Here is a 12,978-nt window from a genome sequence, read left to right on the forward strand (position 1 = left end):
CGGGTCAGGCGAGGTCGAGGGAGCGGGCGGCGGCGAGGGGGTCGTTGGCGATGGTGAGCGGGGCGGGGGCGGTGGAGATGGCCCACTCCGGGTCCTTGAGGCCGTGGCCGGTGACCGTGCAGACGACCGTGGAACCGGGCGGGACCCGGCCCGCCGCGGCCTGCTGGAGCAGGCCGGCCACGCTGGCCGCGCTGCCCAGCTCGACGAAGACGCCCACCTCCCGGGCGAGCAGCCGGTACGCCGACAGGATCTCCCGGTCGCTGACCGCCGCGATCAGCCCCTGCGAGGCGTCCCGGGCGTCGACCGCCTTCGTCCAGCTCGCCGGGTTGCCGATCCGGATGGCGGTGGCGATCGTGGACGGCTCGTGCACCACCTGGCCGGTCACGATCGGCGCGGCGCCGGCGGCCTGGAAGCCGTACATCTTCGGGGCGCGGGTGGCGTTGCCGGCGGCCAGGTCCTCGCCGTAGCCCATCCAGTACGCGGAGATGTTGCCGGCGTTGCCGACCGGCAGGCAGTGGATGTCGGGGGCGTCGCCGAGCGCCTCGACGATCTCGAAGGCGGCGGTCTTCTGGCCGTGCAGCCGGTCCGGGTTGACCGAGTTGACCAGCGCCACCGGGAAGTCCTGGGCGAGCTTCGCGGCCAGCGACAGGCAGTCGTCGAAGTTGCCCTGGACCTGGAGCAGCTTCGCCCCGTGCACCAGCGCCTGGGCGAGCTTGCCCAGCGCGATCTTGCCCTGCGGCACCAGCACCGCGCAGGTGATCCCGGCGCGGGCCGCGTACGCCGCGGCGGACGCGCTGGTGTTGCCGGTGGAGGCGCAGATGATCACCTTGTCGCCCGCCTCGACCGCCTTGGACACCGCGACGGTCATGCCGCGGTCCTTGAACGAGCCGGTCGGGTTGGCCCCCTCAACCTTCAGGTGCACGTCACAGCCGAGCCGGGCGGAGAGCACCGGCGCGGGCAGCAGCGGGGTGTTCCCCTCGTGCAGGGTGACGACGGGAGTGGCGTCGGTGACCGGCAGCCGGTCCCGGTACGTCTCGATCAGACCGCGCCACATGTCGCTCTCCTCGCCTCGCCCCGTTCCGTTCGGGGGGTGTCTCAAGCCTGGACCAGCCGGCCGGGGCGGCGACCGGCGCACCCGCCGCCACCCACTGGACGGGACGCCCTACTGCCCGCCCTCCACCCGCAGCACGCTGGTCACCGATCCGACGATGTCCAGCCCGCGCAGCTCGCCTACGGTCGCGGCGAGCGCCGCGTCCGGCGCGACGTGGGTGACGATGACCAGCTCGGCGTCGGAGCCCCGACCGGCCGGCCCGCCGCCCGCCGGGCCCTGCCGCACGGTGGCGATGGAGACCTCGTGCCGGGCGAACACGCCGGCCACCGCCTCCAGCACACCCGGACGGTCGGCCACGTCGAGGCTGATGTGGTAGCGGGTCAGCGCCTCCCCCATCGGCCGCACCGCCAGGTCGGCGTACGCGGACTCGCTGGCCGCCCGTGCCCCGGCGAGCCGGTTGCGGGCCACCGCCACCCACGTCGCCGAGGACGGCGCTGGCGGTCGGCGCGCCACCGGCGCCCCGGCCGTAGAACATCAGCTGCCCGGCCGCCTCGGCCTCGACGAAGACCGCGTTGAACGCGTCGCCGACGCTGGCCAGCGGGTGGGTCAGCGGGATCATCGCCGGGTGCACCCGCACGCTGACCGTCTCCCGGCCCGCGGCGTCGGCGCCCCGGGCCGCGATGCAGAGCAGCTTGATCGTGCAGCCCATCGCCCGGGCGCTGGCCACGTCCGCGGCGGTCACCTCGGTGATCCCCTCGCGGTGCACGTCGGCGGCGGTGACCCGGGTGTGGAACGCCAGCGAGGCGAGGATGGCGGCCTTGGCGGCGGCGTCGAAGCCCTCCACGTCGGCGGTCGGGTCCGCCTCGGCGTACCCGAGCTCGGTGGCCTCCTCCAGCGCCTCGGCGAAGCCGGCGCCGGTGGCGTCCATCGCGGAGAGGATGAAGTTGGTGGTGCCGTTGACGATGCCGGTGACCCGGTTGATCCGGTCCCCGTGCAGCGAGTCGCGCAGCGGGCGCAGCAGCGGGATCGCCCCGGCCACCGAGGCCTCGTAGTAGAGGTCGGCGCCGCCCTCGGCGGCCGCGTCGTGCAGGGCCGCACCGTCCTCGGCGAGCAGCGCCTTGTTGGCGGTGACCACGCTCTTGCCGGCCCGCAGGGCTCGACCAGCCAGCCGCGCGCCGGCTCGATGCCGCCGACCACCTCGACCACCACGTCCACGTCGTCGCGCTTGATCAGCCCGAGCGGGTCGGTGGTGAACAGCGCCGGGTCGACCGGCAGGTCACCGCGGTCGCGCCCGACCCGGCGTACGGCGATGCCGGCGATCTCCAGCGGGGCGCCGATCCGGGCGGCGAGGTCGGCCGACTGCTCGTGCAGCAACCGGACCACCTCGCTGCCCACGGTCCCGCAGCCGAGCAGCGCCAAACGCACAGGTGACGTCATCCCACATCCAAAGCGAGCAGGTCCTCTTCGGTCTCCCGCCGGACGATCAGCCGGGCCCGGCCGTCCCGCACCGCGACCACCGGGGGGCGGGGCACGTGGTTGTAGTTGCTGGCCATGCTGCGGCAGTACGCGCCCGTGCCGGGCACCGCGACAAGATCTCCGGGCTGCACGTCGGCGGGCAGGAATTCATCCTTCACCACGATGTCCCCGGACTCACAGTGCTTTCCCACCACGCGGGCGAGCATCGGCTCGGCCACCGACGCCCGGTTCGCCATGGTGGCCGAGTACGAGGCGTCGTAGAGCGCGGTGCGGATGTTGTCGCTCATCCCACCGTCGACGCTGACGTAGGTGCGGATGCCGTCGACGTCCTTGACCGTGCCGACCTCGTACAGGGTGAAGACCGCGGGGCCGACGATCGCCCGGCCGGGCTCGATCGACAGGTGTGGCACGGCCAGCCGCTCCGCCGCGCACTCGCCGTCGACGATCTTGCGCAGCCGCTTGGCCAGTTCCTGCGGCGAGGCCGGGTCGTCCTGGGTGGTGTACGCGATGCCGAAGCCGCCACCGAGGTCCAGCTCGGGCAGCTCCACCCCGCGGGCGTCGCGGATCTGCGCCTGCAGGGCGAGCACCCGGCGGGCGGAGACCTCGAAGCCGCTGGCGTCGAAGATCTGCGACCCGATGTGCGAGTGCAGGCCGCGCAGGTCGAGCACGCCCTCGTCGAGCACCTTGAAGGCGGCCGCCGCGGCCGCCCCGCCGGCGAGCGAGAAGCCGAACTTCTGGTCCTCGTGCGCGGTGGCGATGAACTCGTGGGTGTGCGCCTCGACGCCCACGGTGACCCGGATCAGCACGCCGGGGCGTACCCCACGCTCGCGGGCCAGCGCGGTGAGCCGGTCGATCTCGGTGAACGAGTCGAGGATGATCCGGCCCACCCCGGCGTCCAGCGCCCGGGTCAGCTCGGCCACGGACTTGTTGTTGCCGTGGAAGCCGATCCGCTCCGGCGGCATCCCCGCCGACAGCGCGGTGGCCAGCTCGCCGCCGGTGCAGACGTCGAGGTGCAGGCCCTCCTCGGCGATCATGCGGACCACGGCACGGCAGAGGAACGCCTTGCCCGCGTAGAAGACGTCGACATCCGGGAAGGCGGCGCGGAAGTCGCGGCAGCGCGAGCGCAGGTCGTCCTCGTCGAGGACGTACAGCGGGGTGCCGTACTCGGCCGCGATGTCGCGGACGCCCAGGCCGGCGACGGCGAGCGCGCCGTCGTCGGCGCGCGTCACGTTGCGCGGCCACAGCTGCGGCACCAGGGCGTTGACGTCGACCGGGGGACGCAGCCACGCCGGCCCCCGGCTGCCGATGTCGCCGTGCAGGGCACCGGCCTCATGCGCGCGCACGAATGCTCACATCCTCTCCGGAGCGGTGACGCCGAGCAGGTGCAGGCCGTTGGCGATGACCACCCGCGTCGCGTCGTTGAGCCAGAGCCGGGCCCGGTGCAGGTCGGTGACCTCCTCGTCGCCGCGCGGCAGGATCCGGCAGTTGTCGTAGAACCGGTGGTACGCCCCGGCCAGCTCCTCCAGGTAGCGGGCCACCCGGTGCGGCCCCCGCAGCTCGGCGGCGGTGGCCACCACGGCGGGGAACTCGGCGAGCGCCTTGAGCAGCTCGTTCTCCTTCTCGTGCCCGAGCAGGTCGGCCCGGAAGCCGGCGGCGTCGCCACGGGTCAGCCCGACCTCGGCGGCGTTGCGCCCGACGCTGGCCGTCCGGGCGGCGACGTACTGCACGTAGTAGACCGGGTTGTCGCGGGTGGCCCGGGTCCACAGCTCGACGTCGATGTCGATCGGGGAGTCGCTGGAGTAGCGGGCCAGCGCGTACCGGGAGGCGTCCACGCCGATCGCGTCGACCAGGTCCTCCAGGGTGACCACGGTGCCGGCCCGCTTGCTCATCCGCACCGGAGCGCCCTCGCGGACCAGGTTGACCAGCTGGCCGATGAGGATCTCCAGGTTGCGGTCCGGGTCGTCGCCGAAGCAGGCCGCCATCGCCTTCATCCGGCCGATGTAGCCGTGGTGGTCGGCGCCCAGCATGATCACGACCCGCTCGAAGCCGCGCTCGCGCTTGTCCAGGTAGTAGGCGCAGTCGGCGGCGAAGTACGTCCACTCGCCGTTGGACTTGCGCAGCACCCGGTCCTTGTCGTCGCCGAAGTCGGTGGTCCGCAGCCAGGTCGCGCCGTCGGCCTCGAAGAGGTGGCCCTGCTCGCGCAGCCGCTCCAGGGCGAGGTCCAGCTCGCCCCGGTCGTGCAGGTCCTTCTCGTTGAAGTAGGTGTCGAACTCCACCCCGAAGGCGCGCAGCGAGGACTTGATCTCGGCGAACATCAGCGCGACGCCCTCGACCCGGAAGGCCTCCTGGGCGGCGGCGTCGTCCAGCTCCAGCACGTCCGGCCGGACGGCCCGGACCTGCTCGGCGATCTCGGCGATGTACGCGCCGCCGTACCCGTCCTCGGGGGCCGGCTCGCCCTTCGCGGCGGCGAGCAGCGACCGGGCGAACCGGTCGATCTGGGAGCCGGCGTCGTTGAAGTAGTACTCGGTGCCCACGTCGGCGCCGGTGGCGCGGAGCAGCCGGCTCAGCGCGTCGCCGACGGCCGCCCAGCGGACGCCGCCGATGTGCACCGGGCCGGTGGGGTTGGCCGAGACGAACTCGAGGTTGATCTTCTGGCCGGCGAGGACGTCGCTGCGGCCGTACCCGGCGCGGCCTCGACGATCGACCGGGCGAGCTGGCCCGCGGCGGCGGCGTCGAGCCGGATGTTGAGGAAGCCGGGGCCGGCGATCTCCACGGACTTGACCCCCGGGGCGCGGCCGAGCTGGTTGGCGAGCGCGGCGGCCAGCTCCCGCGGCGGGACCCCCACCTTCTTGCTGAGCTGCAGCGCCAGCGTCGAGGCGTAGTCGCCGTGCTCGGGATTGCGCGGTCGCTCCACCGCCGTCCGCGCCGGGAGCGCGGCCGGGTCCAGGCCCCGCTCGGTGAAGACGGCGTGGGCTGCGGAGAGGACGACCTCGGCGAGTTCTGCGGGAGTCACCGAACCATGTTATCGGGGGTAGACTCGGGCACTCGGCGGCGACCCTTCGCGTCACCCGGCCCGCCAATCCCCTGACCGACCGACCTGACGAGGCACCATGAGCATCAGCACCCCGGGCGGCCCGGAGCGCCGTCCGACCGTGGTCAGCACCGGCAAGAAGCCGGCGGCTGGCCGGCCCGCGTCCGGCGCCAAGCCCGGGGCCGGCAAGTCGGCGGGCTCCCCCCGCCAGACCGCGGGTGGCAAGGGCCCCCGCAAGCCGGTCACGCCGGTCAAGGTGAGCCAGGGCCGGTCCTGGGGCCCGATCGCGCTCTTCGTGGCCGTCGGCGTGCTCGCCGCGGCGATCATCGGGTACGGCGCGTACGCGGCCTTCCAGGGCTCCAAGCCGTGGGAGAAGCGGGCCGCCGACATCGACGGCATCGTCGACTTCCGCAAGAAGGACGCCAAGCTCGTCCAGGGCGGCCAGCACCAGCAGGGCGCGATCAAGTACGACGTCAACCCGCCGGTCGCCGGCCCGCACAACCCGGCCTGGCAGAACTGCATGGGTGACGTCTACGACGCCCCGATCGCCAGCGAGCACGCGGTGCACAGCCTGGAGCACGGCGCGGTCTGGATCACGTACCGCCCCGACCTGCCGGCCGACCAGGTGGCGACGCTGAAGAGCAAGGTCCAGGGCAAGGAGAAGCTGATGCTCAGCCCGTTCGACGGGCTGGACCAGCCGATCTCGCTGCAGGCCTGGGGCTACCAGCTCAAGGTCGACAACGCCGACGACAGCCGGATCGACGACTTCATCAAGACGCTGCGGGTCAACGCCTCGGTCGAGGGCCCGAACGCCAACTGCGGCCAGGGCATCACCGCCACCGGCACCACCCCGCGCGACCTCCAGCAGCCCGCCCAGCAGTAAGGACGGCGATGACCGCTCCCGTGACGGCGGACAGCACGGCCGACGAGGCCCCGGCCACCGACGACGGTGGCCGGCGGTCCGCGCGCCGCTACGGCCTCCTCGCGCTGACCGCCGCCGTCGTGGTCGGTCTCCTCCTCGGGTACGCGGGCGGCCTGCTGACGCCGAGCCTCACCCGACCGGGTGACAGCTCGGCCGAGGCGGGCTTCGCCCGGGACATGGCCAGCCACCACGCCCAGGCGGTGGAGATGGGGCTGATCGCCTTCCAGAAGGGCAGCGACCCGGAGGTACGCCAGATCGGCGGCGACATCGCCACCGGCCAGCAGGGCGAGATCGGCACCATGCAGACCTGGCTGCGGTCGTGGGGGCTGGACCCGACCGGCTCGGAGCCGGCGATGGCCTGGATGCCGGACGGCCGGGACAGCCTCCGCGACGGGCTGATGCCCGGCATGGCGACGCCGCAGGAGATGGCGCAGCTGCGCGCGGCGCAGGGACACGACCTCGACGTGCTCTTCCTGCGCATGATGATCAAGCACCACCTGGGTGGGATCCACATGATCCAGGGCATCCTCGACCACGGCGGGGACGACGACGTGCTCACGGTCGCGCAGACCATGAAGAACACCCAGCAGACGGACCTGGTCAACCTCCAGAACGCCCTCAAGCGCCTGGGCGGCTGATCCCGGCACCCGGCTCGACGGAGACCCGCGTACCGCCCCGGCGGACGCGGGCCTCCGTCCGTTCCGATCCGTCAGGGTGTCCCTTTACGCCCTTTTGACGGTCTTTGGTCGCTCCGACCGATTGCGGTCGTTGGAGACTTTTCTCCCCACATATCGTGACCAGTTGCGATTCGGGCTCGTTGCGCAGGACGTGGGGGTTGCACTGAGAGACGCGCGGCGTTCGGTCACCAGCTGGTGCCGGCGCCACACCATCGGCGGTGACGGAGCGGTGGCAGCCGTCCGTCGCGGACACCGGCAGGGCGAGCCCGGAACGCTCAGCCGCGAACAGGAACTCGAACTGATCGACGTCCTGCGGGGCGTCCACCCCGACGAGCTCGGGCTGGACGAGGAGCTGTGGACGCGACAGAGCCTGACCACGCTGATCCAGCGCCAGTTCGACCTGGCGATGGACGCCGGCACCGTCGGGGCGTACCTGCGGGCCTGGGGGTTGGGTCCGCGGGAGCCGCGGGAGCGGGCCTGCGGGCTCTGCGTCGGCGCGGTCGAGCGCTGGGTACGCAGCGAGTACCCGGCGATCACCCGCGCCGCCCAGGAGCACTCCGCGGAGGTCTACTGGATCGGCCGGGTACGCCTGCGCGGCACCATGCCGGCCGCGGACGTGATCTCCGCGGTGTCGTCCCGGGGCCGGGTCCGGTTCATGGTGACCACGCCCGGCGTGGACGCGCCGCTCCCCCGCGACTTCGTGCTGCGGCTCAGCGGCGCCGAGGAGCGCACCGTGCACCTGATCGTCGACGGCTCGTGGCCCAAGAACGAGTGGCCCCGCCGCCTCCCCCGCCGCATCGTCCTGCACCCCCTCCCCAGCTGCGGCCGCGCCCTGGCCGCCGCCTGACCCCCGCCCTTCTCGCGTTGATCATAAGTTGTTGTCGGCGGGCACGGGGTGTCGGGACAACAACTTCATGATCAACGCGGGATTCGAGGGACACGGAGGGGGCGCCGGGTGCCGATTCGGTGTTCGGGACGGGGTTTGGTACTCTTCTCGGGTCGCTGAGCCCCCGTAGCTCAGGGGATAGAGCACCGCCCTCCGGAGGCGGGGGCGCAGGTTCGAATCCTGCCGGGGGCACACAACATCGCAGGAGCGGGCTCCGCGACAAGACGAACGAGGATTCCCCGGCGGGTACGCCGGGGAATTTTTCGTTTCCGGATCGGCACGCAGCCGCAAGGTCATGGACCGGTGACCCGGAGGCGGGGGTGGACCGGCTCGGGCCGGAGACGGGCACCACAGCCGCCGATGTCTACCGCGTCACCCCGCCGCCGAGGAACCAGACAGCCGCGTCAGCCGGGGCAGGGACCGGACTCCATATTGCCGGATTGTTACAACGGCAGGGCACTGGAAACTTGCGGATCGCCTTCGCGCGTGAATAAGTTGTGGTACGCAACAAAACCTCGTGAGGCCTAACCCAGCGAGAGGCATCCATGATGTTGGCGAGGTGCAGCAAGTCATGAGCGACGCGCCCATCCTCCTGGAAATGCGCTCCATCACCAAGGAGTTCCCAGGAGTCAAGGCTCTTTCCGACGTCAACCTCGTGGTTCGCGCCGGTGAGATCCACGCCATCTGCGGCGAGAACGGTGCGGGCAAGTCGACGCTGATGAAGGTGCTCAGCGGCGTCTACCCGTACGGCACGTACGACGGCGACATCGTCTACCAGGGCGCCGAGACCCGCTTCTCCGACATCCGGGCGAGCGAGGCCGCCGGCATCGTGATCATCCACCAGGAGCTCGCGCTCATCCCGCACATGTCGATCACCGAGAACATCTTCCTCGGCAACGAGCCGCGCAAGCGGGGTGCGATCGACTGGAAGGCCGCGAACCGGATGGCCCTGGACCTGATGGCCCGGGTCGGTCTTCAGGAGGACCCGGACACCCTGATCAAGGACATCGGCGTCGGCAAGCAGCAGCTGGTGGAGATCGCCAAGGCCTTCGCCAAGGACGTCAAGCTGCTCATCCTGGACGAGCCCACCGCCGCGCTCAACGAGGCGGACTCGCGCCACCTGCTCGACCTGCTGCGCGGCTTCCGCGCACGGGGCATCACCTCGATCATGATCTCGCACAAGCTGAACGAGATCGAGGCGATCGCCGACCAGATCACCATCCTGCGCGACGGCAGGACCGTGGAGACCCTGGACGTCCAGGCGGGCGCGGTCGACGAGGACCGGATCGTGCGCGGCATGGTCGGCCGCGAGCTGAGCAGCCGCTTCCCGGACCACACGCCCAAGATCGGCGAGGTCTTCTTCGAGGTCCGCGACTGGAACGTGCGGCACCCGATCTCGGCCGAGCGCCAGGTCTGCAAGAACGAGAGCTTCGTCGTACGCCGCGGCGAGATCGTCGGCTTCGCCGGCCTGATGGGCGCGGGCCGCACCGAGCTGGCGATGAGCGTCTTCGGCCGCTCCTACGGGGTGTACGAGTCGGGCACGATCATCAAGGACGGCAAGGAGATCGTGCTCAAGTCGGTGGCGGACGCGATCCACCACGGGCTGGCGTACGTCAGCGAGGACCGCAAGGCGATCGGTCTCAACCTGCTCGACGACATCAAGGCGTCGACGGTGGCCGCCAAGCTGTCCAAGATCTCCAAGCACGGCGTCCTCGACGAGGTCGCCGAGTACCAGGCGGCCGAGAGGTACCGCCGGGAGCTGCGGACCAAGGCTCCGTCGGTCGACGAGAGCGTCTCCAAGCTCTCCGGCGGCAACCAGCAGAAGGTCGTCCTGGCGAAGTGGATGTTCACCGACCCCGACCTGCTGATCCTCGACGAGCCGACCCGCGGCATCGACGTGGGCGCCAAGTACGAGATCTACGGCATCATCCAGCGGCTCGCCGACCAGGGGAAGGGCGTCGTCGTCATCTCCTCGGAACTGCCTGAGCTGATCGGGCTCTGCGACCGCATCTACACCGTGTTCGAAGGAACCATCACCGGCGAGATCGCCCGCGAGGATGCGGACCCGGAGACCCTCATGAAGCAGATGACCTCTACGAAGAAGATGCAGACACGATGAGCCGAATCAAGGACCTGCAGAAGAACCTCTTCGGAGGCACCACCTCCAACGCCCGCCAGTTCGGGATGATCTTCACTCTGGTGTTGATCGTTCTGATCTTCCAGGTCTGGACCGACGGGCTGACCCTGCGATCGGACAACCTGATCGCGCTCTTCCAGCAGAACTCGTACATCCTCATCCTGGCCATCGGCATGCTGATGGTGATCGTCGCCGGGCACATCGACCTGTCGGTCGGCTCGGTCGCCGCCATCGCCGGCATCCTGGTGGCCAAGTCGATGGCCGAGTGGGACCTGCCCTGGCCGGCCGCCATCCTCTTCGGCCTCGGCATCGGCGCGGCGATCGGCGCCTGGCAGGGCTTCTGGGTCGCCTACGTCGGGGTGCCGGCGTTCATCGTCACCCTGGCCGGCATGCTGCTCTTCCGCGGCGGCAACCAGTACATCGGCAACGCGAACACCATCCCGGTGCCGGAGGAGTTCCGGACCATCGGCTCGGGCTTCCTGCCCGAGGTCGGTCCGAACACCGGCTACAACAACCTGACCCTGCTGCTCGGCCTGGCCGCCTGCGTGGCCGTGGTGTGGCGGGAGCTGCAGTCCCGTAAGACCCGCCGGGAGATGGACGCCGACCCGGCGCCGATGTGGATCTCGCTGCTCCGGCTGGCGGTGATGGTCGGCGTGATCGCCTTCGCCTCGCTGCGCTTCGCCAGCGGTCGCGTCGGCACCAGCTTCCCGGTCTCCGGGATCATCCTGGTGGCGCTGGTGCTGGCGTACTCCTTCTACACCCGCAACACTGCGGGCGGCCGGCACATCTACGCGGTCGGCGGCAACTCGCGCGCCGCGGAGCTCTCCGGTGTGAAGCTCAAGCGGGTCAACTTCTTCGTCATGATGAACATGTCGATCCTGGCCGCGCTGGCCGGCATGATCTTCGTGGCCCGTTCGGCGGCCTCCGGTCCCCAGGACGGCAACGGCTGGGAACTGGACGCGATCGCCGCGGTCTTCATCGGTGGCGCGGCCGTCGCCGGCGGTATCGGCACCATCAGCGGCTCCATCGTCGGTGGTCTGGTGATGGCCGTGCTCAACAACGGTCTCCAGCTCCAGGGCGTCGGCACCGACAAGGTCCAGATCATCAAGGGCCTGGTGCTGCTGCTGGCCGTCGCGGTCGACGTCTACAACAAGAAGCAGGGGCGCTTCTCGATCATCGGCAGCATCACCCGCTCGTTCCGCCGAGACGCACCCAGTACGCCCTCGTCCGTGTCGGAGGCGGAGCGCGAGCCCGCCAAGACCGCGGTGTCCGGCTGACGGCCACCGACCTCTCCCCTATCACCACTGAAGAAGGGCACTACCCTCTCATGCGCAATCTGCTTGCCAAGACGGTGGCCATCGGTGCCATCGCGACGCTGGCCCTGACCGGTTGCGGCTCCGGCCGTGACGGTGAGTCCGGTGGCTCGGACACCCCGACCAAGGGCTTCGCGGCCGACTCCCTGATCGGTGTCGCCCTGCCGTCGAAGACCTCGGAGAACTGGGTCCTCGCCGGTGACCTGTTCAGCAACGGCCTGAAGGAGGCCGGCTTCAAGAGCGACGTGCAGTACGCCGGCGCGTCGACCACCGTTGCCGACCAGCAGGCTCAGATCACCGCCATGGTGACCAAGGGCGCCAAGGTCATCGTCATCGGCGCGACCGACGCCGCGCAGCTGTCGACCCAGGTCGCCGCGGCGCACCAGGCCGGCGCGAAGGTCATCGCGTACGACCGGCTGATCACCAACACCCCTGACCTCGACTACTACGTCGCGTTCGACAACTTCAAGGTCGGCCAGCTCCAGGGCCAGGCCCTGCTGGACGGCATGAAGGCCAAGAAGCCGAACGGCCCGTACAACGTCGAGCTCTTCTCCGGCTCCCCGGACGACAACAACGCCGGTGTCTTCTTCAACGGCGCGATGAGCGTGCTCAAGCCGGAGATCGACAAGGGCAACCTCGTCGTCGCCTCGAAGCAGACCGAGGTCAAGCAGACCGCCATCCAGGGCTGGAAGGCCGAGGGTGCGCAGGCCCGCATGGACCAGCTGCTGACCTCCGCCTACGGCAACAAGCAGCTGGACGGCGTCCTCTCCCCGAACGACACGCTGGCCCGCGCGATCATCACCTCGATCAAGGGTGCCGGCAAGCCGATCCCGGTCGTGACCGGTCAGGACTCCGAGGTCGAGTCGGTCAAGTCGATCATGCAGGGCGAGCAGTACATGACGATCAACAAGGACACCCGGAACCTGGTCAAGCAGACCATCGCGATGGTGAAGTCCCTCCAGGCCGGTGACAAGCCGGAGATCAACGACACCAAGTCGTACAACAACGGCAGCAAGGTCGTCGACACGTACCTGCTCCCGCCGGTCGCCGTGACCAAGGCCAACGCGGCCGAGGCGTACGCGAACGACCCGAAGCTGGCGCCGCTCACCAAGTAACACCAGCGGGTAGTCACGACGTCGGGTCCCGGAAGTCCGTTTCCGGGACCCTTCGTTGTACTCCCCGGCAGACACCCACAACCGACCGGGAGGCGGCCTGACCGTGGCGACACCCATGCGGTCCGGGCCACCCCGGCAGGGCCGCAACCCGGAACTCCTGCCGGCCTCGGCGCCCGGCGCCAGCCAGGAGGAGATCCGCCGGCAGAACCTCGGCGCCGTGCTGCGCTACGTCCACGTGCACGGCCCGACCTCCCGCGCCGAGCTGACCAGTCGGCTCCGGCTCAACCGGAGCACCATCGGCGCGCTCGCCGCCGACCTCGCCGCCGCCGGCCTGGTGACCGAGGAGGCGCCGACCACCGCCCGCCGCGCC

The 12,978-nt window shown here is 70.7% G+C and carries 9 protein-coding genes, 1 tRNA gene and 2 pseudogenes; 8 read left to right on the forward strand and 4 right to left on the reverse strand.

The genetic code is table 11. The features are described 5' to 3' along the window. Positions 1–4: 4 nt before the first annotated feature. The 4 genes and pseudogenes from thrC to argS form a co-directional block, all read right to left on the reverse strand. The gene (thrC, locus tag JNW89_RS13055) at positions 5–1,054 is read right to left on the reverse strand and encodes a threonine synthase (RefSeq protein WP_238449144.1); all 1,050 of its coding nucleotides are present in this window, start codon (positions 1,052–1,054) and stop codon (positions 5–7) included. A gap of 108 nt (positions 1,055–1,162) precedes the next feature. Beyond that, positions 1,163–2,476: pseudogene (locus JNW89_RS13060) on the reverse strand (homoserine dehydrogenase). Between the two features lie 8 nt (positions 2,477–2,484). After that, a complete protein-coding gene (lysA, locus tag JNW89_RS13065; protein ID WP_238449145.1) occupies positions 2,485–3,870 on the reverse strand; it encodes a diaminopimelate decarboxylase in 1,386 nt (461 codons plus the stop codon). 6 nt (positions 3,871–3,876) lie between these two features. Then, positions 3,877–5,540 (reverse strand): annotated as a pseudogene (gene argS, locus JNW89_RS13070) (arginine--tRNA ligase). A 97-nt stretch (positions 5,541–5,637) separates the two neighbouring features. Between argS and JNW89_RS13075 the strand changes: the two are divergent. The 8 genes from JNW89_RS13075 to JNW89_RS13110 all read left to right on the forward strand — a co-directional run. Further along, positions 5,638–6,441 (forward strand): DUF3105 domain-containing protein, encoded by an 804-nt coding sequence (locus tag JNW89_RS13075; protein WP_238449146.1) that lies wholly within the window; start codon positions 5,638–5,640, stop codon positions 6,439–6,441. 8 nt (positions 6,442–6,449) lie between these two features. Beyond that, positions 6,450–7,118, forward strand: a complete 669-nt coding sequence (locus tag JNW89_RS13080; protein WP_238449147.1) for a DUF305 domain-containing protein — start codon at positions 6,450–6,452, stop codon at positions 7,116–7,118. A 190-nt stretch (positions 7,119–7,308) separates the two neighbouring features. Continuing rightward, entirely contained in the window at positions 7,309–8,004 is a 696-nt protein-coding gene (locus JNW89_RS13085) for a winged helix-turn-helix domain-containing protein (RefSeq protein ID WP_088960542.1), read from the forward strand. 159 nt (positions 8,005–8,163) lie between these two features. Then, positions 8,164–8,235: transfer RNA gene (locus JNW89_RS13090), tRNA-Arg, on the forward strand. 379 nt (positions 8,236–8,614) lie between these two features. Beyond that, positions 8,615–10,162, forward strand: a complete 1,548-nt coding sequence (gene mmsA, locus JNW89_RS13095; RefSeq protein ID WP_238449148.1) for a multiple monosaccharide ABC transporter ATP-binding protein — start codon at positions 8,615–8,617, stop codon at positions 10,160–10,162. Further along, positions 10,159–11,457: a multiple monosaccharide ABC transporter permease gene (mmsB, locus tag JNW89_RS13100; protein ID WP_238449149.1), complete on the forward strand. Its 1,299-nt coding sequence runs from the start codon at positions 10,159–10,161 to the stop codon at positions 11,455–11,457. Before mmsA ends, mmsB begins: the two co-directional genes overlap by 4 nt. A 50-nt stretch (positions 11,458–11,507) precedes the next feature. Continuing rightward, the gene (locus JNW89_RS13105) at positions 11,508–12,608 is read left to right on the forward strand and encodes a sugar-binding protein (RefSeq protein ID WP_238449150.1); all 1,101 of its coding nucleotides are present in this window, start codon (positions 11,508–11,510) and stop codon (positions 12,606–12,608) included. Positions 12,609–12,723: 115 nt separating this feature from the next. Then, a partial coding sequence (locus tag JNW89_RS13110) for a MarR family transcriptional regulator (RefSeq protein WP_238449151.1) occupies positions 12,724–12,978 on the forward strand: 255 nt, incomplete at its 3' end.

It is taken from the genome of Micromonospora sp. 4G55, assembly GCF_016803375.1.

Coding starts and splice junctions, on each gene's coding strand:
- JNW89_RS13105 (WP_238449150.1), top strand. CDS start 11,508: ATGCGCAATCTGCTTGCCAAGACGGTGGCCATCGGTGCCATCGCGACG.
- mmsA (WP_238449148.1), top strand. CDS start 8,615: ATGAGCGACGCGCCCATCCTCCTGGAAATGCGCTCCATCACCAAGGAG.
- JNW89_RS13080 (WP_238449147.1), top strand. CDS start 6,450: ATGACCGCTCCCGTGACGGCGGACAGCACGGCCGACGAGGCCCCGGCC.
- mmsB (WP_238449149.1), top strand. CDS start 10,159: ATGAGCCGAATCAAGGACCTGCAGAAGAACCTCTTCGGAGGCACCACC.
- JNW89_RS13075 (WP_238449146.1), top strand. CDS start 5,638: ATGAGCATCAGCACCCCGGGCGGCCCGGAGCGCCGTCCGACCGTGGTC.
- thrC (WP_238449144.1), bottom strand. CDS start 1,054: ATGTGGCGCGGTCTGATCGAGACGTACCGGGACCGGCTGCCGGTCACC.